19 protein-coding genes are annotated in these 26,210 nt (G+C 68.3%); 11 read left to right on the top strand and 8 right to left on the bottom strand.

The window, feature by feature from the left end:
* The first annotated feature begins 76 nt into the window (after positions 1-76).
* Positions 77-1,171 (top strand): helix-turn-helix transcriptional regulator, encoded by a 1,095-nt coding sequence (locus tag OV427_RS47405; RefSeq protein WP_267862863.1) that lies wholly within the window; start codon positions 77-79, stop codon positions 1,169-1,171.
* 71 nt (positions 1,172-1,242) lie between these two features.
* On the opposite strand, the gene OV427_RS47400 is transcribed toward OV427_RS47405, so the two are convergent.
* From OV427_RS47400 to OV427_RS47380, 5 genes are all read right to left on the bottom strand, one after another.
* Positions 1,243-1,503 (bottom strand): DUF3892 domain-containing protein, encoded by a 261-nt coding sequence (locus OV427_RS47400; RefSeq protein ID WP_267862862.1) that lies wholly within the window; start codon positions 1,501-1,503, stop codon positions 1,243-1,245.
* 93 nt (positions 1,504-1,596) lie between these two features.
* Positions 1,597-2,280 carry an iron-containing redox enzyme family protein gene (locus OV427_RS47395; protein WP_267862861.1) on the bottom strand — a complete coding sequence of 228 codons (684 nt, stop codon included), beginning with the start codon at positions 2,278-2,280 and terminating at the stop codon, positions 1,597-1,599.
* Between the two features lie 172 nt (positions 2,281-2,452).
* Positions 2,453-3,862, bottom strand: coding sequence for a WS/DGAT/MGAT family O-acyltransferase (locus OV427_RS47390; protein ID WP_267862860.1), 1,410 nt, complete (start codon positions 3,860-3,862; stop codon positions 2,453-2,455).
* 120 nt (positions 3,863-3,982) lie between these two features.
* On the bottom strand, positions 3,983-4,876 hold the full coding sequence (locus tag OV427_RS47385; RefSeq protein ID WP_267862859.1) for an alpha/beta fold hydrolase: 894 nt from the start codon (positions 4,874-4,876) through the stop codon (positions 3,983-3,985).
* 47 nt (positions 4,877-4,923) lie between these two features.
* On the bottom strand, positions 4,924-5,463 hold the full coding sequence (locus OV427_RS47380; protein WP_267862858.1) for a GNAT family N-acetyltransferase: 540 nt from the start codon (positions 5,461-5,463) through the stop codon (positions 4,924-4,926).
* A 197-nt stretch (positions 5,464-5,660) separates the two neighbouring features.
* Here OV427_RS47380 and OV427_RS47375 point away from each other — a divergent pair, with 197 nt between their 5' ends.
* Entirely contained in the window at positions 5,661-6,878 is a 1,218-nt protein-coding gene (locus tag OV427_RS47375) for a glycosyltransferase family 4 protein (RefSeq protein WP_267862857.1), read from the top strand.
* Positions 6,879-6,938: 60 nt separating this feature from the next.
* On the opposite strand, the gene OV427_RS47370 is transcribed toward OV427_RS47375, so the two are convergent.
* Together OV427_RS47370 and OV427_RS47365 are read right to left on the bottom strand one after the other, a co-directional pair.
* Positions 6,939-7,724: a hypothetical protein gene (locus OV427_RS47370; RefSeq protein WP_267862856.1), complete on the bottom strand. Its 786-nt coding sequence runs from the start codon at positions 7,722-7,724 to the stop codon at positions 6,939-6,941.
* A gap of 221 nt (positions 7,725-7,945) precedes the next feature.
* Positions 7,946-9,484: a chitinase gene (locus OV427_RS47365; RefSeq protein ID WP_267862855.1), complete on the bottom strand. Its 1,539-nt coding sequence runs from the start codon at positions 9,482-9,484 to the stop codon at positions 7,946-7,948.
* Positions 9,485-9,832: 348 nt separating this feature from the next.
* On the opposite strand from OV427_RS47365, the gene OV427_RS47360 reads away from it, so the two are divergent.
* Entirely contained in the window at positions 9,833-11,854 is a 2,022-nt protein-coding gene (locus OV427_RS47360) for an Ig-like domain-containing protein (protein WP_267862854.1), read from the top strand.
* 101 nt (positions 11,855-11,955) lie between these two features.
* Complete coding sequence (gene mtgA, locus OV427_RS47355) at positions 11,956-12,855, top strand: monofunctional biosynthetic peptidoglycan transglycosylase (protein ID WP_267862853.1); 900 nt, start codon at positions 11,956-11,958, stop codon at positions 12,853-12,855.
* Between the two features lie 85 nt (positions 12,856-12,940).
* Here the strand turns inward: mtgA and OV427_RS47350 are convergent, their stop codons facing one another.
* Positions 12,941-13,939: a hypothetical protein gene (locus tag OV427_RS47350; RefSeq protein ID WP_267862852.1), complete on the bottom strand. Its 999-nt coding sequence runs from the start codon at positions 13,937-13,939 to the stop codon at positions 12,941-12,943.
* 293 nt (positions 13,940-14,232) lie between these two features.
* Between OV427_RS47350 and OV427_RS47345 the strand changes: the two genes are divergently transcribed.
* The 7 genes from OV427_RS47345 (at position 14,233) to OV427_RS47315 (ending at position 26,071) form a co-directional block, all read left to right on the top strand.
* Positions 14,233-16,599 carry a PAS domain S-box protein gene (locus tag OV427_RS47345; RefSeq protein WP_267862851.1) on the top strand — a complete coding sequence of 789 codons (2,367 nt, stop codon included), beginning with the start codon at positions 14,233-14,235 and terminating at the stop codon, positions 16,597-16,599.
* A 58-nt stretch (positions 16,600-16,657) separates the two neighbouring features.
* Positions 16,658-19,015, top strand: a complete 2,358-nt coding sequence (locus OV427_RS47340) for a hypothetical protein (protein WP_267862850.1) — start codon at positions 16,658-16,660, stop codon at positions 19,013-19,015.
* Positions 19,016-19,197: 182 nt separating this feature from the next.
* Complete coding sequence (locus tag OV427_RS47335) at positions 19,198-19,947, top strand: hypothetical protein (RefSeq protein WP_267862849.1); 750 nt, start codon at positions 19,198-19,200, stop codon at positions 19,945-19,947.
* Between the two features lie 6 nt (positions 19,948-19,953).
* Positions 19,954-21,864 carry a hypothetical protein gene (locus tag OV427_RS47330; RefSeq protein ID WP_267862848.1) on the top strand — a complete coding sequence of 637 codons (1,911 nt, stop codon included), beginning with the start codon at positions 19,954-19,956 and terminating at the stop codon, positions 21,862-21,864.
* 202 nt (positions 21,865-22,066) lie between these two features.
* Positions 22,067-22,831 carry a hypothetical protein gene (locus tag OV427_RS47325; protein ID WP_267862847.1) on the top strand — a complete coding sequence of 255 codons (765 nt, stop codon included), beginning with the start codon at positions 22,067-22,069 and terminating at the stop codon, positions 22,829-22,831.
* Positions 22,831-24,138 carry a trypsin-like serine peptidase gene (locus OV427_RS47320; protein ID WP_267862846.1) on the top strand — a complete coding sequence of 436 codons (1,308 nt, stop codon included), beginning with the start codon at positions 22,831-22,833 and terminating at the stop codon, positions 24,136-24,138. The genes OV427_RS47325 and OV427_RS47320 overlap by 1 nt, the downstream gene beginning before the upstream one ends.
* Positions 24,139-24,151: 13 nt before the next feature.
* Entirely contained in the window at positions 24,152-26,071 is a 1,920-nt protein-coding gene (locus OV427_RS47315; protein WP_267862845.1) for a hypothetical protein, read from the top strand.
* The last annotated feature ends 139 nt before the right edge of the window (positions 26,072-26,210 follow it).

Here is a 26,210-nt window from a genome sequence, read left to right as displayed (position 1 = left end):
CAGACTTTCAGCACGTGCCTATTGAATGCCCGAACAGCGGTATGGACCCACGGGGTTGTCTGCTCAGGGAGGACGAATGCTCGCGTCGATGAACCTCAGCTTGCATGAATGGTTGCTCAGGGACCGGGTCATCGAGGCCCTCAACAGCAACCTGTCCCTCCCCAAGGCCCTCGAAGCCGCCCGGGCGCCGCTCCTCGAGCTGATGCCCGCGGACTACATGGGGCTGTGCCTCATCACCCTCGGACCACACGTGGAGTTCAAGTGGCTGGTGCCAGGCCACCGCCTCGCGCTGCTGGATGAGTATTCCAAGTGGGTTGACTCCGACTTCATCCGGGCCCCCATCTTCGCCCAGCCCAATGTGGCCCTTCGCGACTCGGAAATGCTCACCCGGAAGGAGCTGGAGCGCAGCCCGCTGTACCAGCGCAGCCGGGAGCTGGACCTGAGCCTGGAGCACGTCATGGCGGTCCTCCTGCCCGTGCCGCCGGGGCTCTGCGGCGCCTTCACGCTGTACCGGGATCGCCGGCTCCCGTTCTCCGAGCAGGACGCCACCCTCCTGACCAGCCTCACGCGCCACCTGGTGAATGCGGTGCGCAACTGCCGTGACGTGCAGGCCGCCACGACTGGCGCGAGCCTCCTGGAAGAGCTCTACAGCCGGCCCGACTCCGCCTTCCTCGTGGTGGCGCCCCCCTCGCACGAGGTGCTGCGCTCGCAACGTGCCGCAGCGCTGTTGGAGCGGTGGTTCGTCCCCTCCGACCTCCATTCCTCGGGAATCCCGCGCGTGCTTCAGGAGCGCCTGGAGGCGTTGACCCGCATGGATGCGGACGCGCGCGTCGAAGCCAGCCTCTGGGTCTCGCTCCGGGGTGACGCGTACCGGGTCGTGAGGTTCATCGAGTTGCCCGCAACGGAAGGGCCCCGCTCGTGGGCCCTGGTCCTGAACGAGATTCCCGTGTCGATTCCCCTCCCCGAGACGATGAGACGGGCGCTCACGACGCGGCAGGCCGACATCGCCAGGGGCATGCTCAGGAACTGGTCCAACAAGGACATCGCCAGCGAGTTCGCCCTCTCCGAGGAGACGGTGAAGGTGCACGTGAAGGCCATCTTCGAACGGCTGAAGGTCGACAGTCGGGCTGACTTCCTCTACCAGGCGTCCCACCTCAACAAGCCCGTCTGAGCGGGCACGAGCGGGCTCGCCGCCTTCCTTGCTCCGAGCCCGCTCGCGTCGACGGACCCTCTCGCGCCCCATCAGAATCTCGGCAGCTCGAGCAGGTTGTCCGTGAGGATGCCGTTCGCCTTCGTCCGCAGATACGGCGAAGTGGCGTTGACGACCTCGACCTTCACATTCCCGGGCCGGGCCTCCACCCGCGCATCCCCTCCATTCCGGACCCACTGGACCATCTCCATCCGGCTGGCCTCACCCGTCGCGGTGTCTGCCTTCCAGCGAAGGCGGGTGATGTGCTCGTGAAGCGCCCCGCCTTCGAGATGGATGTGGGTGATGTAGCGCATGAAGACGCCTCCCGGTTCGACTGCCACGGTTCGAACAGGAGAATCGCCTTCGCGGCATGGACTGTCTCTACCCCTGGCGGGGTATGACAATCTTCAAGCCTCGCGGAAGATGCCCGGGTAGACCACGCGCGTGGTGTGTGCCGAGAGAATCACGGCCGCCTGCTCCTCCGGGTCCGTCAGTGATTGCAGCACCGAGGCCATCTCCGCCACATGGCCTTCATCCAGGGCGCCGTGGCTGCGCAGGAACGTCACGGACTTGCGGATGTTCGGGATGGCGTCCACCTGGAGCAGGTGCTCCACCGCCCCGCTCGCGCGCGTCTGGGACAGGTACTCCAGCACGTACGACGTGCCCAGGACCGCGGTGGGAACGCCCGACCTGGAGGTGAAGAAGTTCCAGCCCGTGTACGCGTCGACCGCCGGGGTCCGCGCCGCGGCTTCGACCTGCGCTTCCGAGCACCCCAGGTTCTTCAGGTCCGAGAGCAGCCACCGCTCGTGCCCCCGCTCCTCGCCCGCCTTCTGCAGCAGCAGTTCCGCCAGCGGGGGATGCCAGCCCAGCCGCTTCAGCCGCTTCCCCGCCTCCGCCAGCATGGGCGTGCTCCAGCGGGCATAGTGATACGTCTGGATGAGATAGTGGATGTAGCCCTCCGCGTCGATGGTGCCGTCGAAGAGGCGCCTGGCGTCGGGATGCGCATCCAGCACTCCCACGAGCGCACGCGCCTCCTGGTCCAGCAGCGCCACCCAATCCATCTTCAACTGGCTCTCCGTTTGCGTCTGCACGTCGGTCTCCCAGCCGGGTCCTTGGCGTTCCCGGCGGCTGAGGGTTTGAGCAGGCCCGGCGTCTCGCCGTCCTCATCCTTTCTTTCGGCGCCGGGGCGCCGAGTGCGAGCGCCGCCTATTTCATTTCCGCTCCTGGCGGGGCCTCCCCGACCGCTCACCGCTGCATGGGCACCTATGCAGGGACGCTGCTGCCCCGTGCGTCGAAGCCCTTCCCATGCAGGGAGTGTTCGAGATCCTCCAGCGCCTCGCCGGTGAAGACCGCCAGCCGCTGCATGTGGGGCAGCGTCCTGCGGCAGCCGGTGAAGCCGATGTTGAACTGCCCCGCGTAGCTGGCGCTGGTGATGTTCAGGGCCTGGCCATGGAGCAGCACCGACACGGGGTAGAACTGCTCCAGGCGGGCGCCAGCGAAGTACAGCGGACGCTCCGGACCCGGGACGTTGGAGATGATGAGGTTGAACACCGGGCGCGTGTGGCCCCCCAGCCCCGAGAGCAGCTGGACGATGTAGGGCGCCATCAACACCGACGTGTAGTCCGCGACGCCAGTCCGAGGCAGCTCCTGGAGCCGCTCCTTGGCGAGCCGGGTCGACTCCGCGATGGCCTTGAGTCGCGCCACCGGCTCCTCGAGGTGGGTGTTGAGGTTGGCGAAGATGAAGCTGAGGGCATTGGCCGTGGCCTCATCCCCCTTGGGCCGCACCGAGACGGGCACGCCCGCCGTCAGCGGCTGTTCGGGCAGTGCGTCGAGCTCGCCCAGATACCGGCGGAGCGCGCTGGCGCCGAGCCCCAGGAAGACGTCGTTCACGGTGACACCGGCCGCCTTCGCGACGGCCTTGAGGCGGGACAGCTCGTAGTGCTGGGTGGCGAAGCGGCGCTGCGCGGACACCGAGCGGTTGAGGATGGACTTCGGCGTCGCGAAGGGCAGGGCGATGTCCTGGGACCGGCTGACGGCCTCGCGGGCCATCCGGGCGAAGGCCTTCGTCACTCCCGGCATCGCCGCGGCCCGGTCCTTCAAGCCGGACAAGCCGGACCAGCGCTTCGGTGCCACGGCGGCGCGCGGGCCCGGGCCGCGCGCTCCCACCGACCAGGGCGCCACGACGTCACGCGCGTCCGGGTCTGGAGAGAGGGCCTTGACCAGCAGGCGGATGCCGCCGACTCCGTCCACCAGGGAGTGGTGGATCTTGGTGTAGACCGCGAACCGGTCATTCTCGAGCCCCTCGATGAGATGCACCTCCCAGAGCGGCTGCGTGAAGTCCATCGGGTGCGAGTGGAGGCGGGAGATGAGCACCCCCAGCTCGCGCTCTCCCCCGGGTTGGGCGAGCGCCGAGTGGCGGAAGTGGTAGTCGAGGTCGATGTCATCGGCCTCGACCCATGTGGGGAAGACCGACTTGAGCTTTGGCGCGGCCAGCTTGAGGGTGTAGGGGCGCGTGAACTGATGGCAGTCGCGCAGCCGCTCGATGACGCCTTGAAGCCAGCCCTTCGGAGCATCCTCGGGGAGCGAGTAGATGCAGAGACTCCCCACGTGCATCGGTGTCTGGGGGCCATCGACATACAACCAGACCGCGTCCATCGGGCTGAGGATCTTCATCGCTGACATCGCCTTCCTGGGCCCCGGGTGCATCGTCGAGGGGGCCGCCACTGAATGAGGTGATGAGCTGCGCACATCGGGTACTGGCGGTGAGCGCCCCGCACCGCGCCTGCCGCCTCGTCAGCCTGCCGCTCGGGGAGACGGGGCAACCCGCTCGAGCCAGGCGCCGACCCGTGCGGTGAAGCCCTCGGGGTCCTCCATCATGGGCACGTGGCCGGCATCGGGGAACACCTCGAAGCGCCAGTCTGGTCGCAGCTTCGCGAGCGCCTCCGAATAGGCGAAGCGCACCAGCCGGTCATGCACCCCGTGCACGAGCATCGTGGGGCAGCGCACCCCCTTCACGTGCCGGGCAAAGTCCTCGGTCCGGCGCAGCGCGCCCATCAGGGTGCGCGCCGCCTCCAGGTAGGCCGCGGAGCTCCAGGGCATCGAGGCCAGGCGCTCGGTGGAGAGCGACACGTGGGCTTCGACCAGCTCCGTCGCCACGGTGCCGGTGTCCCGGCAGCACAGCTCGAGCATGTCCTCCGTGAGCCTGCGCGCGCCCAACTGCTTTGCCTTGCGGGCCGCCAGGAACTCCCCCAGCAGCGGTATCGAGGCGATGGCGAAGCGGCGGACCACCTCGGGGTCTCGCGCCACGCCCTTCACGTGGGGCTGGGCGGGGTTGACCAGCACGAGCGCCCGCATCAGCTCGGGAGCCCGCGCGGCCGTCCTCAACGACAGGAAGCCGCCCATCGAGTTGCCCATGAGGACGGCGGGGGCCCCGACCACGTCACGGAGGAACCGCTCCAGCAGCCGCTCATTGGCCTCCACGCCCGCGCCGCGGGCCGCCGGGGGTGTGCGCCCGAAGCCCGAGAGGTCCAGGGCCAGCACCCGACCATGGCGGGCGAGGCGCGCGCCCACTCCTGTCCAGTTGACGTGGCTGCCACCCAGTCCGTGCACCAGCACGAGTGGAGCGCCTTCGCCTCCAAACTCCACGTAGTGAACCGGACCGCCCAGGTCGACCGTCTTTGAGCGCATGCGTCAAAGGCTCGCACGCTTCATCCGTGGAGGTCGAGTGACAGCCCTCAGCGAGCCCCGGGGACGCGCTCGAACACCTGCGTCGGCTCACCCTTGTACGTGGCGCGCGCGAACTCGCGGAAGCCGCACTTGCTCGCGACCCGGGTGGACGCCGTGTTCCCCAGGTCAATGATGCACACGATGCGCTCCGGGCCGAACCGTCCCTCGGCCCACGCCAGCACCGCGCGCATCGCCTCCGTGGCGTACCCCTTTCCGTGCGCCTCCGGAACGAGCGCCCAGCCGGCTTCCTTCGCGCCCTCGAACGACGGCTGGATGTCCCTCCGGAAGTCCGCGAGCCCCACCTCGCCGATGAACCGGCCCGTGCCCTTCTCGCGTACCACCCAGAACCCGTACCCCATCACGTCCCAGTGGCCCACGTAGCGCAGCAGCCGGGCCCAGCACTCCTCGCTCGTGGACGGCTTGCCGCCGATGTAGCGGGTCACCTCCGGGTTCCTCCACAGTGCGAAGGACTCCTCGAAGTCCTCGAGTCGATGGCCGCGCAGCGTGAGGCGCTCGGTGTCGACGGCGGGGATGACGGTGGCGGGCATGGACTTCACTCCTGTCTGCGCTATTGGAGCGCTGCCCCGTGTTCTACACCGACATGGGCTGGGGGCGCGGCCTCATCGCGAGCGCAGCCAAGGCGGTCTATCGTTGGACTACGCTGCTCGCTGACCCAGGCACCTCATCCGGCCTGCCGCGCTTTGGCGGGTTCACGGCCCGGACACTTTTGGATAGAACACACGCCATGACCGTCGCTCCCTTTCGCCTGGGAATGCTCATCCCAGAGTTCCCCACGCAGACCCACGCCTTCTTCTGGCGGGAAATCACCGCACTGCGCGCCGCTGGCGTGGAGGTGCACGTCTTCTCGACGAGGCGGCCGGTGGAGGACTGCCCGCATGAATGGGCGGAGCGAGCGGCGTCGGAGACGACGTACCTGTACCCGCCGCGACTGTCGTCGGCGCTGGTGTCGCCGCGGGACTTCCCGGGGATGGCCCAGGCGCTGGCGTATATCGCCCGGCTGTCGGTGGGGGCGAAGCAGAAGGCGCGAGCGCTGGGGATGCTGGCGTGCGCGGTGGACCTGCTGCACTACGCGAGGGAGAGGAAGCTGGACCATGTCCATGGCCATTCGGCCGCGGACGCGGCGCACGTGCTGGCGCTGTGCCGGCTCTTGGGAGGACCGCGCTACAGCTTCCACCTGCACGGGGACCTGCCGGTGTACGGAACGGACCACGGTGCGAAGGCGTGGGACGCGACGTTTGTCGCGGCGGCGGCGCGGCCGATGCAGCGCCAGCTCATCGAGGACGCGGGACTGGCGGCGGAGCGGACGTACACGCTGTGGATGGGTGTGGACACGGACCGCTTCCAGCCCCCGGCGAAGCGGGCGGAGGACCCCCGGGGACTGCACCTGGTGTCCGTGGGACGGCTGCACCTGTGCAAGGGGCACGTGCACACCTTCTCCGGGCTGCGCAAGGCGCTGGACAGGGGACTGAAGGCGCACATGACGGTGGGGGGAAGGGGACCGCACGAGAAGGAAATCCGCGAGGCGGTTGCGCGCTTCGGGCTGGAGTCACACGTGGAGCTGGTGGGGCCGCTGGGAGAAGCGGCGGTGATGGAGCTGCTGCACCGGGCGGATGCGTTCGTGCTCTCCAGCGTGGGACTGGGAGAGGCGTCGCCGGTGGCGGTGATGGAGGCGATGGCGTGTGGAGTGCCGCCTGTGTGCTCCATCATCGGAGGAACGCCGGACATGATTGAGGACGGGACGGACGGGCTGTTGGTGGCGCAGGAAGATGAGGAGGGATTGGCGAACGCCTTCCTGAGGCTGGGGCAGGACCGGGCGCTGCAAGAGCGGATGTCGCGGGCCGCCCGGGAACGAGCGGTGCGCACCTTCGACTACCGCGAGACGAGCCGGCGACTGCTGGATGCCATCCAGGAGTCGCGCGCGCCTCGCCGTCAGGCCGCGTGAAGACGGCACCCGTGTGAAGAAGGCCTGGCAACCGACACTGCGTTGCCAGGCCCGCGGTGGCTACTCCCGGCTGAAGGACTCGCTGAGGACCGTATAGCCCGTGGCCGAACCCCTCACGTCGATGCCCGTGAACTCGTGATACGCGTAGGCGCCAGCCCCGATGTTCTCGACGAACTCGATGGAGTCTCCGACCACGTCCTTGCCTCCGACATTCACCGTGAAGGTGGTGCCCCGCGCGGCGGAGATACCCCAGCCGCACGCGCCCACGTTGCTCGGGTTGGGGTTGTTCGGGGTGGGGACGACCAGCCAGAAGGACCAGGCGGTCCAGCTGATGTAGATCCACTCTCCCTTGACCTGGATCCAGCGATTGAACGGGCCCGAGGATGACTGGATCACGCCATCCCGATACACGTTCACCGTGAAGGTGGAGTTCGACGAACCCGTGAAGCCCGGCGTCAGGGTGAACCGGTTATCGGTCTTGCTGTGAGCAACCTGGAGGGTGCTGACGACCTGGTCACCGTCACGGGCCGCGAGCGCGAAGGTGCCAAACTCCTCGATGGCGGCTCGCTGCGACCACCTCACGGCCCCGTCGAAGTTGCTGGAGACACCGTCGCTCTTCGGGTCTCGAAGTCCGGAGACCTCGAGTCCCTCCGTCGTCGGGGAGAGCGTCGCCGCGCCCAGGGCGCAGCTCTGGATGCCACCGAATTGATTGACACACGTCGACGTAGCCTTCGCCGCCTGGGTGTCCAGGGATGAATCGCTGCCGTCGGCAAGCGACTCACCCTGGCAACCCGTCAGGCCCAGGAACGCAACCGCCAACAGAGAACCTGCCCACTTGCTTCGCATACGAAACCTCATGTCAGTGAATGGCCGACGTCTCGCTTCATTGGAAGGCGGCGCTGGACATTGCACCGACCAGGCCACCCACCGGGGAAGTCGGGTTTTCACTCTGAGAGTGGGTTTCAAAAATGACTCACGGAGGAGTGGCTGTGGCCATTCTTGTTACAAGCCAGGGTGGTTTGTGACGTAAACCGTCACGGTTCTCGTCTGTGTTTCATGAGCCGTGCCTAGGGATAGGTATCCAGGTACGCGCGGTGGCTGTTGGAGAACTCGAAGTTGGTGAACTTGTCCCAGTTGATGGACCAGGTCATCAGCCCCTTGAACCCGGGGTAGCCCGCCGTGTTGCGCAGGACGTAGGCGCCGCCGAAGGACTGGCCCTTGATGAGGTAGTCCAGCGCCTTCTGCACGTTGGCCGACGTGGTGTATCCGCCGCCCGCCGCCTGGGGCGAGGAGGGCAGGCCAATCAGGACCTGCTCGGGCCGCAGCGCTGGGAACATCGCGCTGGTGTTTCCTCCCACGGGGAAGCCGCGCAGGAGCATCTCCGCCATGGCCACGTGGAAGTCCGCGGTGCCCTGCGCGTAGGCCCGGCCATCCAGCGCCGTCACCGTCCCGGTGTTGTAGTGCTGCACGTGCAGGTACGTCAGCCGGTCGCGCAGCGCGTGGATGACGGGCAGGTAGGCGCCCCAGGGCCCGCCGTAGGCGGCCATGCCACCCTGCACATAGGCCGTCTCGGGAGCCATGGTGAGGATGAAGTTCGCCCCGTTGCGGTTCAGGAGCTCCCGCGTGGCCTGGATGAGGTTGAGGATTCGTGGCGTGGTGGGATTGCGGAAGTCGGTGTCCCCGCCGTTGAGCGACAGCGAGCTGCCTTCCAGGTCCAGGTCGAGGCCGTCAAAGCCATACGTGTCGACGAGCGACTGCATGCTGTTGACGAAGTTCTGCCGGGCGGTGGCGTCATCCAGGTGCACCGTTCCATTCGCCCCGCCGATGGAGATGAGGACCTTCTTGCCCTGGCCCTTCAGGAAGGCGATGTCCGCCTTGAAGTCGGCGACCGTCGCGTTGTACGGCGAGAACGCCATGTTGCCGGAGCCCGCGCCAGCCACCGGCTCGGCGAACGCGACCTGGATGACGTTGAACTTCGGGGACACGTCACGCAGCCGGATGTTGGTCGAGCCGTTGTCGAAGTTGTGCCAGTAGCCCACGAGGACCTTGCTCCCCGACGGCTGGGTGCCGCTCGTCGTCGCGGACACGGTGTTGCTCGCCACCGAGCGGTTGCCGGCCGCGTCCCGGGCCTTCACGGTGAAGGTGTACGTGGTGTTCGCCGTCAGGCCCGCCACGGTGACGCTCGTGGCCCCCGAGGTGCTGGCGGACGCGGCCGTGCCGCCGTTGACGAAGACCTCGTAGCCGGTGACGCCCACGTTGTCGGTGGATGCGCCCCAGGACAGCGAGACGCTGTCGTACGTCTTCGCCGGGGAGGTGAGCTGCGACGGAGTGGACGGCGCCTGCGTGTCCACCGGAGGCGGGCCTGAGCGCTCCAGCCACAGCGCCAGGACATTGGGCGGCTCCCACCCGGGCAGGGACGTATGGGACTGGCGGCAGTCATAGGCCTTGCCCGCATACGAGGCGATGTCGCCCGTGACATAGGCGACGTAGGGAGCCCACTCCCCGCGGTCCGCGGCGGAGGCCGGCGTGGGGAGCAGGGACAACAGCAGGGCGGCGAGGACCACCAGGGCGGAGAAGCCCGCCCGGTGGAGGTGACGAAGCGGCATGGGGGTTGCCTTTCAGGAACGGTGAGGTGCCCACGCCAAGAGAGCGACGCGGCCCGTCTATCGGGTCAAACCCCTTGCAACGAAGCGGGGGAGGGCGACGCCTGAGCGAAGTCCTCCGCTCCAGGGCTTCCTGCCCGAGCCCCTGGGGCGCGTGGCATCCGATGCACCCGGACGACGCACCCAGTCATGTTCGTGCTGGGGAACCCACGTTGACGTGCCGACAATCAGATTGTTACTTTGTTCGGGAAACAAACTAAGTCCCCACGGGAATCCAGGGCACCCTCAAGGAGCCCGCCCCGTGCTGCACGGCAGCCTTCGCAGAACCCCATCCTCGCTGGAGCGTGAGTGATGCCCCTACAAAGTCGACTGTTCGCAACCTCCTTGCTGCTGCTGACGGTGTTGGTCCACACGGCTTGTGATCCGGAGGAAGAGCCCAACCCCGACCCCACGCCCGCTACGCTGACCAGCGTGAGCGTGACTCCGGCCAGCTTCACGCTCGCCATCGGCGCCACGCAGCAGCTCGCCGTCACCGGCACGTACAGCGACGGCACCACGAAGAGCGTCACCTCGTCCGCGACCTTCGTCTCCGACACGCCCGCCAACGCGACGGTGAGCAACTCGGGCGGCCTGGTCACCGCCGTCGCCGCCGGGACGGCGAAGGTCACCGCCACGGTCTCCGGCAAGAGCGCCACCGCCACCGTGACGGTCAGCGCGGCGGAGGCGACGCTCTCGTCCATCGCCCTCGGACCGACTCCGGCCTCGGTGGCCCAGGGGGCCACGCTCCAGCTCACCGTGACTGGCACCTTCAGCGACGGCTCCACCCGGGCGGTGACCTCGAACGTCACCTTCAGCTCCAGCGCGACCGGCACCGCGACGGTCAGCGCCTCCGGCGTCGTCACCGGCGTGCAGGCCGGCAGCGCCACCATCACCGCCACGGCGGGCGGCAAGAACGCCACGCTGAACGTGACGGTCACCAGCGTGGCGGTCCAGCCTGACGCGAACCAGATCGTCTTCTACGACAGCAACGGCACGGACGTGACGTTCCGGGACTTCGGCGGCTCCGCCAACAACGTCACCGTCGACGCGACCGAGACCTTCAACGGCCGCAAGGTCATCAACTTCCAGGTCACCAGCACCGGCGGGTACTCCGGCGGCGCCTGGGTCACCACGACGCCCCGCGACCTCTCCGCCTACAACGCGCTGACCTTCTGGGCGAAGGCGAGCAAGGCCGAGACGCTCAATGTGTCCGGCTTCGGCAACGACGCCGGCTCCGGCGTCGGCACCGGCTACCCCACCGAGCGCGCCGCAATCGCGCTCACCACGACCTGGCAGAAGTTCACCATCCCCGTTGCCAACCCGGCCAGGTTCAAGAACGTGGCCGGCCTGTTCCACATCGCCGATGCACCCGACGGCTACACCCTCTACCTCGCCGACGTCCTGTACGAGCACCTCGGCGCGGAAGCCCTCGTCAAGGGCACGGCCTCCATCGCCAACGGCACCGCCGCCACCGCGGTGTCGCTTGCGACGGCGGGGACCTTCACCGTCGACCAGGGCCAGAACCAGGCCGTCTTCACCATCCCCGGCGATTCAGGGAGCCCCGTCACGCTGAAGCCGGTCGCCAACGCCTTCTTCGACTTCTCCTCGTCGAACACGGCGGTCGCCACGGTCAACGACAGCGGCGTCATCACCGGAGTCAGCGCCGGTGGCCCGGTGACGGTCTCCGCCACGCTGGGCGGCGCGGAGGTCACCGGCTCCTACGCCGTCAGCGTGACGGGCATCCTGGGCGAGCCGACCACGCTGCCGCCCGTGCCTGGCCTGGCGCCGGGGGCGGCCGTGTACTCGCTCTACAGCTCGGTGACGGGCGGCTACACGGGCACCGCCTCCGACAAGAGCGCCAAGGTCGACACGTGGCGGACGGACTGGAGCGCCGGGACGGGTGGGACGCCGTTCGCCATCACCGTTGGCGCCAACAGCGCCGCGCCCCGCAAGTACGCCTTCACCAGCGGGGCCAACTACATCGGCATCGAGTTCATCGGCGCCGCCGGTGTCAACCAGATCGACGCGGCGGGGCTGGGACTCACCACGCTGCGCGTGGACGTGTGGACGCCGGACAACGCGAGCAACTTCCAGGTGAAGCTGGTCGATTTCGGGGCCAACGGCGCCTATGGCGGCGGCGACGACACCGAGGGTGTTGCCACGATGACGGCCACCTCGACGCCGCCGCTCGCCACCGGGGCCTGGCTGACCTATGAGCTGTCGCTGGCCAGCGACTTCCAGGGGCTGGCGGGCCTGCACCACCTGTCCCAGATGCTCCTCATCGCGCCCAACGGCGGCACGATGTTCGTCGACAACATCTACTTCCACCAGTAGCCCGGCGGTCGCCGGCGCCGGGCCTCGACGGGCCCCGGCGCCGGCATCCCCGGCCGTCTTCTGGACAGCGGCCGTCTACCGGGGCAGATGTGCCCGTACCGATGGCCTCCCGTCCGCCCTCCGCGCGAGCCTCTTCCGTCCGGACGCAGAAGACGAAGCAGCTCCCCTCCAGCGCCCGGCGCGTCGTGGGGACGCACTCCGGCCCGGGCTGGGGTCGCTGGGCGCTCTGCGGGTGGCTGCTGCTCGTCGTCTGGCTCAGCGTGGAGTACGCGCGGCTGCCCGACGTGAGCCTCCTGCGGACGCAGAACCCGCGCACCACCGCGCTCATGGCGCAGCGGGCCGAGGAGGCGCGCGAGGCGGGCAAGAAGCCCCGTGCGCGTCAGTCCTGGGTGTCCCTCGACGCGGTGGCCCCGCACGGGGTGGACGCCGTGCTGCTCTCCGAGGACGCGCGCTTCTACCAGCACGAAGGTGTGGACTGGACCGAGGTGGAGAATGCCCTCGAGCAGTCGGTGCGCGTGGCGCGCCTGGGCCGCGGCGCGTCCACCCTCACCCAGCAGCTGGCGAAGAACCTCTACCTCTCCACGGACCGCAGCCTGCTGCGCAAGGGCAAGGAGCTGCTGCTCGCGCGCCGGTTGGAAGAGCACCTGTCCAAGCAGCGCATCCTCACGCTGTACCTGAACGTCGTGGAGTGGGGGGAGGGCGTGTACGGCATCGAAGCGGCGGCACGCGAGCACTTCGGCACCTCCGCGCGGGCGCTCAGCGTGGCGCAGGGCGCGATGCTCGCGGGCATGCTCCCCGCCCCGCGCCGCTGGTTGCCCGCCCGGCGGCCCGAGGCCCTGCGCATCCGCGCCGGCGTCATCATCGGGAGGCTGGAGCGCGAGGGGCGCATCAGCGGGGCGCAAGCCCGCGAGGCCCAGGCGGAGCTCTCGCGCTTCTTCGGCGGACCTCCCGCGCCCGGCTCCGTGGCGGAGGCCATGGCCCGGCAGCCCACGGAGAGCTGAGCCGCACGCCCCGCTCCAGGCAGGACGAAGCCCCAGGCTCCTCGTGGAACCTGGGGCTTCTTGCTTCCGGAACGTCAGCTTCGGACTACTCCGCCCACCAGGTCTCGGTCAGCACGCTGAAGCCGTTCACGGTGTCGACGAAGATGGAGACGGTGTGGCTGCTCCACGGGTCATCCGCGTAGGTGAAGATGCAGCCCTTGAACGAACGCCCCGCGAGCCGCGCGTCGAGGTTCGCCAGGCCCGCGGTGCGCACGCTGGCGGAGATCCGGGTGTTCGCATTGACGTAGGCCAGCGTGTTGTCGACCGCGGAGCGCACCTCGGCGGCGTTGGCCAGGTTCGGCCGGATGCTCGCGCCTGACGGGACGCTGCTGGGCTCGAGCCCGAAGCAGGTCGGACCGCCCCGGGAGTAGGGGTGGTTGGCCGTCACCTCATTCCACCAGTCGAAGTGGCGCTTCAGCTGCGCGCCGGAGGACCCGTTGCTGGGCAGCGCGTTCACCGCGGCGGCGAGCGCCTCGAACGGCCGGCTCAGCGTGGCCGAGTTCCGGATGTTCCGGAAGCTCACCTCGCCGATGCCCGCCACGTTGGAGATGGCCTGGGCCGACGTGAACGGGCGCAGGCCGAGGAGATTCGCCGCGCCGTTCCACGCGTCCGGCAGGACGTCGTGCAGCTCCGAGTCGTCGATGGTGTTCACCAGCGACACGATGGCGGCCGCGTCGTCATGGGAGATGGCCAGCCCGTCGAAGATGCCGGTGCAATCCGCGTCGATGTAGTCCAGCGTGCGGGCGCCGCCCTCGATCTGCTTGAGGCGCGCCTCGCCGACCAGCGACACCGAGGACACGTCCGCCAGCGACGTGAAGGGCGCCAGCGCGCGCCGGTTGACGAGGTTGGTGACGACGTTGCTGGGCAGGTACACGTCCAGCGTCTGGTACGACGCCGTGTTCACGAAGGTGAGGATGCCCTCGCACTCCGGGGCGACGTCCACGTCCGTGGTGGTGAGGATCGGCGACTGCTGCGACTCGATGGACGGAGACGCGAGCGGCTCGGAGGACGGTTCGGTTTCGAGACCGCCGCAACCGGCGAACATGCTTACAGCAAGAAGGGCTGAGCCAACACGACGCATCAGGGACTCCTGGAGGGGGAAACAGCGGTGTGACACGGCGCAATACATCAGAATGGTCTGACACACCCAGCCTGTTTCACTCCGGGCCCGCCGTGTTCGTGTCACGTTTCAGTGAGCAACCCCCTCTTGCGCTGTGGCGTGCCACCCGGCGACCCACCCACGCAGGGGCCCCCTCCCTGCCCCTCCATCCCCCCCTGTCGACCATTCCTAGAATCAACGGAGAGCCCTGACCACGGCGCCTCAAAGGGGATGCGGGAATGATGACAGCGGAGGCCAGGACCGAAGAGCGCGGCCGCTCCGACTGGACCCGGCAGTTCGATGTCATCGTCTGGGCCGCCGACGCGGTGACGCTCCAGCTCATGCACGTGAGTCCGAATGCCGCGGGGATTCTCGGCTATCCACTGGAGCAGTGGTGGACCGAGGAGGACTTTCTCGCCAGGCACCTCCACCCCGAGGACCGTGACGACGCGCTGGCGCTCTTCCGGGACGGCGCACGCCGCCGGACCGAGCGCAGCGGCGTGCTCCGGTTCCTGGATGCGGACGGGCAGGCGCTCTCCTTTTTCACCAAGGTGCTCACGCTCGAACACGGCGAGGGCCATGCGCCCGAGCTGCGGTGCTTGATGGTGCGCATGGAGCGGAACCCCTGCGCCAGCCAGGAATGCGAGCATCCGCACTCCCTCCTGCGCGCCGAGCGGGAACGGGATGCGCTCCTCCGCAGGGTGCTGGACCTGACCGAGCGCAAGGAGGCCGAAGCGGAACGCGAGCGCTTCTTCCGCCTGGCGCCGGACATGTTCTGCATCGCCGGCATGGACGGCTTCTTCAAGCGGGTGAATCCGGCCTTCACGCGCATCCTGGGATGGCGCGAGGAGGAACTCCGCGCCCGGCCCTTCCTGGACTTCATCCACACGGAGGACCGCGGCAGGGGAGAGGAGACGCTGGCCTCCCTCAAGCAGGGAAACATCGGCACGGGCCTCACCGTCCGCGTCGCGTGCAGGGATGGCGGGTGGAGGTGGCTCAACTGGACCGCCGTGCCCGTGCCGGAGACGGGCCTCATCTATGCCTCCGCGCGCGACGTCACCCAGCAGCGGAAGGCCGAGGAGCAGCGCGCGCTGGCGGAGCAGCGGCTGCGGACCGTCATCAACAGCGGGCCGCTCGTCCTCGCCGTGCTCGACGCCGATGGCCGCTTCGTCGTGTCCGAGGGCAAGGGACTCCGGGGGCTGGGCCTCTCTCCAGGCCAGGTGGTGGGAAGGTCCGCCCTCGAGATGTATGCGAACGAACCCAATGTGCTGGAGTTCCTCCTCCGCGGACTCCGGGGAGAGACCTTCTCCACCATCGTCCAGACCGCCGGCCTCACCTTCGAGGTGTTCTACCAGCCCGTCCTGGACGAGGCCGGCCGCGTCACCACCCTCAGCATCGCATCGTTGGACGTGACAGAGCGCGTCCGGGTGGAGGCCGAGCGGGAGGAGCTCATCCGCCAGTTGATGCACGAGCGGAGCATCCTCCAGGCCGTACTGCAGCAACTCCCGTACTCCGTCTACATTGCCGAAGCGCCCACCGGAAAGCTCTTCCTCGCCAACGCTCAGGCGGAGGCACAGATTCGCGGCCCTGCCCGACCCGCCAGCAACGTCGAGGAGTACCGCGCCTATCCGGGCTTCCATGCCGACGGGCGGCCGTACGAACCCCATGAGTGGCCCCTCCCTCGTGCCATGGCCTCCGGGGTGCCTGTCATGGCCGAGGCCATCCACGTCATCCGGGGAGACGGCAGCCAGGGCATCATCGAGTACAGCGCGACGCCCGTGCGCGATGCGCAGGGCCACATCACCCACGGGGTGGTGGTGGGCGTGGACGTCACCGCGCGAAGGGAGGCGGAGCAGGAGCGGGAGCGGCTCCTCGAGGAGCTGAAGCTGGCGGTCAGCGCCCGCGACGAGTTCCTGGGCATCGCCAGCCATGAGCTCAAGACGCCGCTGACGCCCCTGGCCCTCAAGCTCGAGTCGCTCGCGCGTGCGGCCGGAGCCGAGCCGGAGTCCCCCATGGCCCGGCGTATCGCGCCCCACGTGGAAGTCATGCGGCGGCAGGTGAAGCGGCTCGCCGACCTGGTGAACGACCTCCTGGATGTGTCGAGCATTCGCGCCGGAAGGCTGGCCCTCACGCTCAACCCCCAGCAGTGCGACCTCGCGGCGCTGGTGCGAGACGTGGCCGGGCGCTTCGACACCGAGGTGAAGCGCGCGGGCTGCGAGGTCCGCCTCCACGCTCCCGCGCCGGTGCAGGGCACCTGGGACAGCTCGCGGCTGGAGCAGGTGGTGACGAACCTGCTGGCGAACGCCGTCAAGTACGGCCCCGGCCACCCGGTGACGCTGAGCGTGGAGGCCGTTGGCGGGCGCGCGCGGCTGACGGTCAGCGACGTGGGGATCGGCATTGCACCGGAGAACCTCCAGCGCATCTGGGGCAAGTTCGAGCGCGCGGTGTCCGAGCGCCATTACGGAGGACTGGGCCTGGGGCTCTATATCTCCCGGCAGATTGTCGAGGCCCTGGGCGGCACGGTGAAGGCCGAGAGCACGCTCGGCCAGGGCGCCACGTTCACCGTCGAACTTCCGCTGCAGGGCGGCGCGGTCCGCAGCGCCTGATTCGAAGCGAACACCAGAATGCACCGTCCCACAGCCTCGCTGTAGTAAGTAGGCGTGAATGGTACGGACTCCAGTGCTGGTGTTGATCGGGTTCTTCCTCTTCGCCTCCGCCGAAGCAGTTGCCGCGTCTCCAGATGCGGGCACCGCGAGGTCCGTCGAGGAGGCATCGAAGCGGGTGGAGCGTGCTCGCGCTGCCCTCGCGACGGCGGTTCAGCGGATCGAGAAGGAGCCGCCGAGCAACGCCGACCTCGACGCCGCCCTCGCGGCGGTGGAAGCGCTGAAAGATGCGCTCAATGCAGGAGCGAGCTTCGAGACGGAGGACCTCGAATACGCCAAGACGGTCCTGGCTGCACGGAAGGAGCTCCGGACGCAGCGCCAGTACGTCGAAGAGCGCCGGGCCAAGGTCCACATCCACGACTTCCGCCGGCGCATCGACGGCGCGCTCGTGACGCTGAACGAGCGCATGGCGAAGCTCGGGGAGGGGGACCCCGGCCCCAAGGCGCTGGACGACGCCCGCGCCGCGGTGGCGGCGCTCAAGAAGCTGACGGAGGAGGGCCGGCCCCTGACGAGCCAGGATGCGAAGTTCGCCGCGTACCTCACCGAGGTCGACGCGACCATCGCCCGTCACGAGAAGACCATCGACGAGCGGTGGCTGCAGCAGTCGGCACAGAAGCAGCGAGGGCTCCTGGACGAGAGCCGCAAGGCACTGTCCACCTCGCTCGCCGAGCTGGACAAGGCCTGGTCGGACGAGAAGTTCGCAGCCGCCGACAAGGCGACGGCGGCGCTGCAGAAGCAGCTCGAGGAGGGCAAGCCGCTCGAGGGGCGCGACAAGGCGTATCGCGCGGAGGCGGAGAAGGGACGAGCCGAGATCACGCAGGCCCGGCGCCGGATGGACGAGCTCGTGGTGCAGGCGGGGGTCTCTCGGGTCAAGGTGGAGCTGGAGCCTGCCCGTGAGGAGCTCGTCGCGGCCGCCAAGGCGCTCCGCGCGAGGAAGCCCACGCCCGAGCAGCTCGCCGAGGCCAAGACGGCGGCATTCGTCGCCCGGAAGCTGGTGGAGAAGTACGAGCCGCAGGCCGCGCGGAGCCAGGCGATTGGCCAGTACCTCGCCGAGGTGAAGAACACGCTCGTCGAGGTGGAGGTGGCACTCCAGGTCCGCAGCCTCGATGCAGCTCGCGCCGACGTCGTGCAGGCCTTGCGCAATCTCGAGAAGCGGGCGGTGACCAACGAGCAGTTCGAGGAGGCGAAGACGGCGCTGGTCGTCCTGGAGAAGACGCTCGAGACGGTTCACGCGAAGAACCCCGCCATCAGCCCGGCCGCCGCCGAGGCGCGTCATCTGCTCAAGGACGGGCGGGCGACGATGGAGCGGCGCCGGTACGAGGTCGACCTGCAGCAGCAGCGCGTGAAGGTCGACGAGGCTCGGAAGAACGCGGCGGCCCTGGTCACCCAGATCCAGAAGGAGACGCCCTCGGAGGCGCAGCTCCAGGAGGCGGAGAACGCGGTCAAGCAGATCGGCGCGGTGCTGGAGGCTGGCGCCGCCTTCGTCAAGAAGGACCGCGACTACGCGCTGTACGCCCGGGAGACGAAGGAGCGCATGGCGGAGCTGAGCGAGCGCATCAACCGGCGGAAGATCATGCTGGCCGCGGCGGACGCCCGCGCGCAGCTCACCGAGCGGCTGGCCACGACGAAGGAGAAGGTCGAAGCCGCGAAGCGCGTCTCAGCGACCGACGGAGACGTGGAGACCGCCTCGAAGAGCGTGGACGAGGTCATGAAGATGTTCGAGGCGCGCGCGGAGCTGGAGCGGCAGGACGCGGGCTACGCGGCGTACGCGGAGCGGGCGCGCGCCGAGTGGCTGAAGCTGGTCGAGGCGCTCGAGTTCGCGAAGCAGGCGCGGGCGTTGCGTCGGACGACCGGTGAGGCCCTGGCTGCCGCCAACACAGCGGCGGAGGCTGCCGCGTCCTCCTCGGACCTTCGCAAGAGGAATGCGCTGTACGCGAGCGCGCTGGAGAAGCTCAAGGCCTGCCAGGACGATGGTGCGAGGATGGTGAAGGAGAACGCCAGCCTCGCCACGGTGGACGTGCTCGTTGGCGGTGTCCCCACCCGGCCCCAGGAGGTGATGGCTCAGTGCGCCCAGATGGCAGAGGCGCTGCAGGAGCCACAGAAGAGGGCCGACGTGCAGCTTCGGTTCAACGAAGGCCCTAGGAAGGCCTACGACTCGGCGAAGGCGCTCCTCTCCAAGGGGCGCAAGAGCGAGGCGCTCGCGCAGCTCAATGAGTGCATCGCGGAGGGGCGGATCCTGGAGAACCGGTATCCCGACTTCAAGGATCAGAAGTTCGACGTCGGCGGCACCCACATGAGCGTGCTCGAGCTGATCCAGGTCTGCGTGAAGGAGCGCAAGCCGCTGCAGTCGGCCCCTTGACGCGCCTGGGGTGTGGCTCGCAAGGGAGGTACCAGGGCGCCAGCCCATGAGCCCGGCAGCATTTGACTGGGTAGGGGCGGCGGGAATCGAATTCGCAGACAAGTCGAAGTCGAGGCGTTTTTTGTGGCTGTGTTCGAGGTGCATCCGAATCGGATAGATTCAGTCCAGCAACGGGAGGGCCGATGGCGCGGACGCAGCGATTCGGGGGAGCGCTGGTGGTGCTCACATTGGGGGGGATGGCCTGCCATTCGACGCGGGCACAGGGGCCGCTGCCGCAGTCGCCACCGCAGCCCGAGCAACCTTCCACGCCGGACTCAGAGCTGTCGAAGTCCTTCCAGGAGTTGGAGCAGCAGCTCACGAAGCGACGGCAGGGGCTCTCCGAGTCCATGTCGGCCGGCCTCCAGGGCGGATGCCGGGGGACCACGGCTTACACCCGCAGGTCCGTGGAGAAGACCTACAAGGAAATCCAGGCGGAGGTGTTGCAGAAGGTGAGCGACCCCGCCGCGGCTCCGCTCCGGGAGTTGCTCGAGAAGGAGTTTCCCCCTCTGCCAGAAGCAAAGATCACGGAGTGCTTCGGGGCGACGCGGGTCTACGAGCGCGATGACGTGAGCTCCCTGTGGACGAAGCTCGCGGAGTTCTTCGGGTTCGCGGCCAGGGCAGCGAACCCGATGACGGTGACCGTCAGCACCATCCCCGCGGAGGCGACCGCTCAGGTGTACCCCACCGCGAGCGTCAATCTCCCCGCGCCCAAGTGGACGGAGTGCTCCTTCGACCGGCTGTACCGGGGCGTCTACCGCATGAAGGTGAGCAAGGACGGGTACAAGCCCTTCGACCAGGAACTGGGCGTGCTGGCGGCGGACGCCGTGACGGTCCACTGCGTCCTCGCGGCGGAGGACACCCGGGAGCCCTCGCGGTGCGCGGTGAAGGAGTGAGATCCAATGAGGCTCAGGTGCCTTCCGCTGTGCTTCGTGCTGCTCGCGTGTGCTTCCTCCAAGCCCTCGCGGACCGAGGTTTCTCCGCCCCCACAGCCCCAGGTGAAGAAGCTGAAGGGGCCCTTCGGAACGGAGTATTTCGCCCGGGGGAACTGCCTCATCATCGAGCCTCGCTCGAACCCCGACGTCGAGTGGGTAGATGACGGGTGCGACAAGAACGTCCAGGGCGACATTGGCGAGGCCTTCAACTGGTTCGTGGACCGCCTGCCCAACGCCTTCGGCGTCGCCGAGCAGTTGATGTGCGGGAAGCCCGGGTGCGCGGCGAAGGACCGAGCCGTCCGCTTCTATGTCACCTGGGGCCAGGTGCCCTGGCTGACGAGCAACTCGGATGACGAGCACATCGAAATCCGGATGAGCACCGCGCTCGTCCAGCTCATCGAGTCCACCGCGCTCACGTACCTCGCGGAGGCGAAGGCGAACGGACAGGGGGACGGGGCCCGGTTCACGAAGTGGCTCGAGGACATCTCCGCGAAGGCGGGCAAGGCGTGCGTGCCCATGGATCGGCCGGAGCGCGGCATGAAGCTGCAGCAGGAGGACATCGAGAACGTCCTGCGGATGAGCCAGCCTGTCTACGTCTTCACGATGCTGCATGAGCTGGAACACATCGTCCGGGGGCGGGACTGCGGTGCGGGCCTCAACGCGGACGAGCTCACGCGGGAGCTTGCCTGTGACGAGCTGGCCTTCGACGACCTGGGGAACATCCCCAACGCGCGCTTCCCGACGACACTGCTCGTCCCGATGATCCTGCTGAGCCACCACCAGGCGCTGATGGACCCGCTCCTCGCTCGCGAGAAGGGGCTTCCGGAGGGCCGGCTGTACTCGGAGGAGTTTATCGCCTCTCAGTGGCACCTGCGGGCGGAGGTCCTCACCAACCGCTGGGAGACCCACTGCTTCGAGGGCAAGAGCGCCGATGACCTCACCTGCAAGTGGTGGCGCGAGCTGGTCGACCACGTCCGGGGCTATCTGCTGAAGCCGCTGCCCGGAAGCTGCGGTACCCAGCCCCGCCGGGAGCGAGCGGCCATCGTGCCCGACCCGGCGGCGCTCGCCTGTCTCCGACTTGTCGACGGGCGGACGGACGTGTCCTGGGTCCGGGATGGCAACCCGCCTATCGTGAAGGTCGTCACCGGCTACGAGAACACCTGCAACCGCCCCGTCCGGTGTGAGGCCCAGGTGCAGACGGGGACGAAGCCGGTGAAGGGCAAGGAGGCGGGTCAATTACCCTGGCTGATGGTGAACGCGGTGGCGCGCGAGTTCGACGTGCCGCCCGGCCAACTCCACCGCATGAACGCGACCGTCACCTGGACCCGGACCGAGGACCGCTTCCCCAGCGTCCGGTATGCCATCCCGGGCTCCCCGGACCGGGAGCTGGCCACGTGTGAGTTCACAGGCCTCGAGGCGAAGGAGGATGACCTGGCGTGGAACGACGCCTGGTGCAAGGCGCTCGGAAGGATGGAGGACGCCGCCGCGCAGCACTTCAGCCCCCTGGCCGAGGGCACACCGCACGTCACCAAGAGGGGGCTCAAGGTCTTCAAGACGCGCCTCCTGCTGCCGGGCGCCTCCGAGTGCGACATCAACCAGGACGAGGACTCCGCCTGGGTGTCCTGCAACTACGACTACTTCCAGAGCGAGGCGGCGGTGACACGCGAATACGGGCGCGCCGTCACCGCGGCGAAGGCGTGCCTCGTAGGAGCGACCGCGGAGGAGGAGGTCGACGATGAGGACGACCGGCGCAGGCGGGCGACGTCCCTGACGCGGAAGGGCCTCCCCATGGAGGTGAAGCTCGAGCGGGACAGCGTCGAGGGAGACGACGGCTACCACACCCTCGAGGTCGACGTCTGGCTGCGAGCGCCGGAGTGATTGCGCCTGGAGCTTAAGAAAGTCAGGGCGATTTCGCGGGAGGGACAGGCTCAGGAAGCAGCACTCCGTGTTCGGGTCGATGACCTACCTCTTCGCCTCGTGAGGGCACGGCTGTCAGCGGGTTGGCTCCTCGGATAGATTGCGGCACGCCGACAGGGAGGGCTTGGTAATGGTTCGGATGCAGCGCTTCGGGGGAACGCTGATGGCAGTCATGCTCGCGGCGGGGGCCTTTCTTCCTGCCCGGGCGCAGGTGCCTCCAGCGGATGCGGGCATCGAGAGCGCTCCCGCGCCAACGTCGCCGCAGGACCCCGAGACGCCGCCCGGGGAGGATTCCGCTCCAGACCCCGAGCTCTCGAAGTCCTTCGAGGAGATGCGAGCGCGACTTCTGCAGGGACCACCGCAGCAGGGCTTCTCCGTCATCAAGTCGTCCGGCCTCAATGGTGGGTGCAAGAGCGCCACGGCGTACAACCGGAGTTCTGTCGAACGCGTCCACAGTGAGCTCTGGAAGGAGGTCTTCGACAAGTTGAAAGACCCGGCCGCGGCGCCACTCAGGGACCTGCTCCTGAAGATGTTTCCTCCGCTGCCCAAGGCGAAGACCACGGAGTGCTTCCAGGCGACCCGGGTCTATGACCGCGTCGAAGCGCAAGCGCTCTGGAAGAAGCTCGTCGAGTTCCTCGGCTTCGCGGCCACTGCCTCGAAGCCGATGACGGTGACGGTCACCACCTCGCCTCCGCAGGCGACCGCGCAGGTCTACCCCACCGCGAACAACAACCTCCCGGCGCCGAAGTGGACGGAGTGCTCCTTCGGCCAGCTGTACCGGGGCGTCTATCGCGTGAAGGTGGGCAAGGACGGGTACAAGTCGTTCGACGCGGAATTGGGAGTGCTGGCGGCGGATGCCGTGACGATTCACTGCATCCTCGCAGCGAGCGGCGCCGCGGAAGCGTCACGGTGCGCGGTGAGGGATTGATGCGGCGCAACACGGAAGTCCTCTGGGGCCTGGCCACCGGCGTGGCCGTGGGCTGGGTCGTGTGGAAGCTGGCCCAGGCGCAGCTTCCCCAGGCGCCCAGGGTGGACCGCTGGACGGTGGGGACCTGTGTCGCCCTTGGCGCCCTCGCCGGAATGCTCGTTCCCTTCTATGCCTTCGGCCGTGACACCCCGGCCTGGAGACGCGCCCTCGCGACACGGTTGCTCATCGCCGGCGGCGTCGCGCTGGCGGCCTTCGGCGTCGCAAGCGCGAACGTCGTGCCGCATCCCGGCTACAAGGAGAGGCCATTTCCCATGGCCGTCGGCTTCGGGGCGCCTCTTCCCACCTGTGTCTGCCCGGCAAACCGCGCGGACTGCGTGGAATACCAGTCCACCCCGGAGAATGTACTCGCGTGCTGGGGTGAGACCCAGGTCTACGCGGTCTCCGCGCTGTCGGCCACGTCGGTCTCCGCCATGGCGGTGTGCGCGGCGGCGCTGGTGAGCCTGCTCGTGCTCGCCAGGGCCCTGGAGCGGACCCGCGTCCTCCAGGCCGACGTGGTGGAGCCCCCGCGCGTCTTCGAAAAGGTCGTCCGCGCCCGCAATCCCCTCGTCGACTTCGCCGAGTTCCAGCGCCTGCTCGCCGCGCACAGCCGGCGTGTGTGCCGCATCCAGTTCGGCCACGCTCCCATGGGGACGGGGTTCCTGATTGGAAGGGACCTGGTGCTCACCAACCACCATGTCCTCTCGGCGGTATTCAGCGGTGGAGTCCCTCCCGCCCAGGTCCGGTGCGTCTTCGACGCCATCGGCCCCGAGAGCGCGGCAGCCCAGCGCTCATGCGCGCTCGCCACCCACTGGGATGTGGCGCACTCACCCCCGAGCGGCGTGGACCTGCTGGCCGACCCCAAGACAGCGGACCCGGGAGCGGACGAATTGGACTTCGCCGTGGTGCGTCTCGCGGAGCCGGCCGGAGACGACACGGGCCCCGCGGGCCTTCGCGGCTGGGTGGAGCTACCGGACACCTTCTTCGTGCAGCAGGGAGATCCGCTGGTCATCCTCCAGCATCCCCGGGGGCAGCCGCTCCACGTGGCGGTCGACACGGAAGCCATCCTGGCGGTGAACAGGAGCGACAACCGCGTCCGCTACCGCACCAACACCGAGCCGGGCTCGTCGGGCTCGCCCTGCTTCGACCTGTCGATGAGGACGCTGCTCGCGCTGCACCACAGTGGAGACCCCGGCTTCAGGCCTGTCTACAACGAGGGAATTCCCATCCACAAAATCCGGCAGCGGCTGCGCGCCGCCGGCATTCCGTGATGGGGGCGGCCTGATGACGTTCCGATGGATGTTGTCATGCCTGGTGCTGTTCGTGTGCGCCCTGAGCGTTCCCGCACGCGCCGATGTGCCAGCAGCCCCGCCGGTCAGCACACAGAAGGTGCAGCGACTGAAGGCGGCCCTTGGCACCGAGTACGTCGCCCGGGGGCGCTGCATCATCGTCGAATACCTCAAGAAGGAGGGGGTCGAGTGGGTGGACGACGCCTGCGACCAGGTGGATCCGGACGACATCGGCATCCGCTACCGGTGGTTCGTGGACCGGCTCCGGCTGGCCTTCATCGACGCCGAGGTGCGGATGTGTGGCGAGGCGGAGTGCGCGGCGAAGGGCCGAGCGGTCCGCTTCTATGTCACCCGGGGGCAGGTGCCGTGGCTGAGCAACACGACGGATGAGGAGCGCATCGAAATCCGGATGAGCACCGCGCTCATCGACCTGGTCGAGTCCTCCGTGCGTACGTACCTGGCTGAGTTGAGGGCCAACGGGCAGGAGGATGAGGCCCTGTTCACGCAGTGGCTTGCGGAGCTCGCAGCGCATTCAGGCAAGCCATGCGTCTCGATAGGACGGCCATCCAGGGACATGAAGCTGAGCCTGGACGACGTGAACCCACTCTTCGAAATGAGTCAGCTCTTCTATACCTTCGTCATGCTCCACGAGTTGGTCCATGTCGAGCACGGCGCCGACTGTGGCGCCGGCGTTGATGCGGACTCCCTCACGCGGGAGATTGCTTGTGACGAGAGGGCATTCGACTTCCTGGGCAGCGCCAATGAGCGCGCTCCGGTGACGTTGCTGATACCGATGGTGGCCTTGAGCCATCATCAGGCTCTACTGGATCCGCTCCTCGCCCGGGAACAGGGGTTGCCCGAAGGGAAGCTGTTCTCGGACGAGTTCGTCGCCTCGCAGTGGCACCTCCGGGCGGAAATCCTCACCAACCGTTGGGAGACACAGTGTTTCGAGGAGAAGCGCGGACATGACCGCACCTGCAAGCTATGGCGGCAGCTCGTCGACCATGTGCGCGGCTATCTCCTGAAGCCGCTCCCTGGGATCTGTGGTTCGCAGCCCCGGCAGGCGCGGGCGGCGCTCGTGCCCGACCCGGCGGCGGCCGCCTGCCTCCGGCTCGCCGATGGCCGGACGAGCATGTCCTGGGTTCGGGACGGCGACCCGCCTATCGTGAAGGTCACCACGGGCTACCAGAACACCTGCAACCGCCCCGTCCGGTGTGAGGTCCGGGTGGAGACGGGGACGAGGCCTATGCCAGGGAAGGAGGAGGGCCAGCCGCGCTGGCTGCCGGTGAACGCGGTGGCGCGCGAGTTCGACCTGGCCCCAAGCCGGTTCCACCGCATCGACGCGACGGTCGGCTGGACCCGGACGCAGGACCGCTTCCCCATCGTCCGGTATGCCATCCCCGGGTCCCCCACCAGGGGGCTGGCTTCATGCGAATTTTCGGGTCCGGTGGGGGAGGAGGAGGCCGAGACGTGGAACGAGGCCTGGTGCGGGCCGCTCCAGCAGCTGGTCCAGACCGCCGGGACGCGCTTCAGCCCGCTCACCGAGGGCGCGCCAAACCTCACCCGGAATCCCGGGCTCAAGGTCTTCAAGACCCGCCTGCTGCTCCCGGGCGCGTCGGAGTGCCATGTCATCCACGGCCATGGTTCCGCCTGGGTGTCATGCGACTACGACTCCTTTCAGAGCGAGGCGGCGTTGACGGCCGAATACGAGCGCGCCATCACCGCGGCCAAGGCGTGTCTCGCGGGCGTCACCTCGAAAGAGGAGGCTGAAGATAACGCCGTCAGCCGCCAGAGGAAGACGTCACTGACGAAGCAGGGGTTGCCCCTGGAGGTGGAGCTCGAACGCAGCAGCGTCGATGGAGAGGACGGCTACCATGCCCTCACCGTCGTGGTCTGGATACGGGAACCGAAATGACAAGGCCCGCCGCTGAAGTCAGAGGGTCAATCCCTGACACCTGCCCCTCGAGACGATGAAGCAGCTCTTCGAGGTCATCAACAAGCAGATGACGAGCGGCGAGGGCCTGTTCCGCTGACACCTTCCCCGGGTTCGGATT

This window comes from Pyxidicoccus sp. MSG2, assembly GCF_026626705.1.
Classification (GTDB): domain Bacteria; phylum Myxococcota; class Myxococcia; order Myxococcales; family Myxococcaceae; genus Myxococcus.
Note: the sequence above shows the minus strand (reverse complement) of the source record. Positions and strands in the feature narration are given on the sequence as shown.

Coding starts and splice junctions, on each gene's coding strand:
- OV427_RS47405 (WP_267862863.1), top strand. CDS start 77: ATGCTCGCGTCGATGAACCTCAGCTTGCATGAATGGTTGCTCAGGGAC.
- OV427_RS47400 (WP_267862862.1), bottom strand. CDS start 1,503: ATGCGCTACATCACCCACATCCATCTCGAAGGCGGGGCGCTTCACGAG.
- OV427_RS47390 (WP_267862860.1), bottom strand. CDS start 3,862: ATGAAGATCCTCAGCCCGATGGACGCGGTCTGGTTGTATGTCGATGGC.
- OV427_RS47385 (WP_267862859.1), bottom strand. CDS start 4,876: ATGCGCTCAAAGACGGTCGACCTGGGCGGTCCGGTTCACTACGTGGAG.
- OV427_RS47380 (WP_267862858.1), bottom strand. CDS start 5,463: ATGCCCGCCACCGTCATCCCCGCCGTCGACACCGAGCGCCTCACGCTG.
- OV427_RS47375 (WP_267862857.1), top strand. CDS start 5,661: ATGACCGTCGCTCCCTTTCGCCTGGGAATGCTCATCCCAGAGTTCCCC.
- OV427_RS47370 (WP_267862856.1), bottom strand. CDS start 7,724: ATGCGAAGCAAGTGGGCAGGTTCTCTGTTGGCGGTTGCGTTCCTGGGC.
- OV427_RS47365 (WP_267862855.1), bottom strand. CDS start 9,484: ATGCCGCTTCGTCACCTCCACCGGGCGGGCTTCTCCGCCCTGGTGGTC.
- OV427_RS47360 (WP_267862854.1), top strand. CDS start 9,833: ATGCCCCTACAAAGTCGACTGTTCGCAACCTCCTTGCTGCTGCTGACG.
- mtgA (WP_267862853.1), top strand. CDS start 11,956: ATGGCCTCCCGTCCGCCCTCCGCGCGAGCCTCTTCCGTCCGGACGCAG.
- OV427_RS47350 (WP_267862852.1), bottom strand. CDS start 13,939: ATGTTCGCCGGTTGCGGCGGTCTCGAAACCGAACCGTCCTCCGAGCCG.
- OV427_RS47345 (WP_267862851.1), top strand. CDS start 14,233: ATGATGACAGCGGAGGCCAGGACCGAAGAGCGCGGCCGCTCCGACTGG.
- OV427_RS47340 (WP_267862850.1), top strand. CDS start 16,658: ATGGTACGGACTCCAGTGCTGGTGTTGATCGGGTTCTTCCTCTTCGCC.
- OV427_RS47335 (WP_267862849.1), top strand. CDS start 19,198: ATGGCGCGGACGCAGCGATTCGGGGGAGCGCTGGTGGTGCTCACATTG.
- OV427_RS47330 (WP_267862848.1), top strand. CDS start 19,954: ATGAGGCTCAGGTGCCTTCCGCTGTGCTTCGTGCTGCTCGCGTGTGCT.
- OV427_RS47325 (WP_267862847.1), top strand. CDS start 22,067: ATGGCAGTCATGCTCGCGGCGGGGGCCTTTCTTCCTGCCCGGGCGCAG.
- OV427_RS47320 (WP_267862846.1), top strand. CDS start 22,831: ATGCGGCGCAACACGGAAGTCCTCTGGGGCCTGGCCACCGGCGTGGCC.
- OV427_RS47315 (WP_267862845.1), top strand. CDS start 24,152: ATGACGTTCCGATGGATGTTGTCATGCCTGGTGCTGTTCGTGTGCGCC.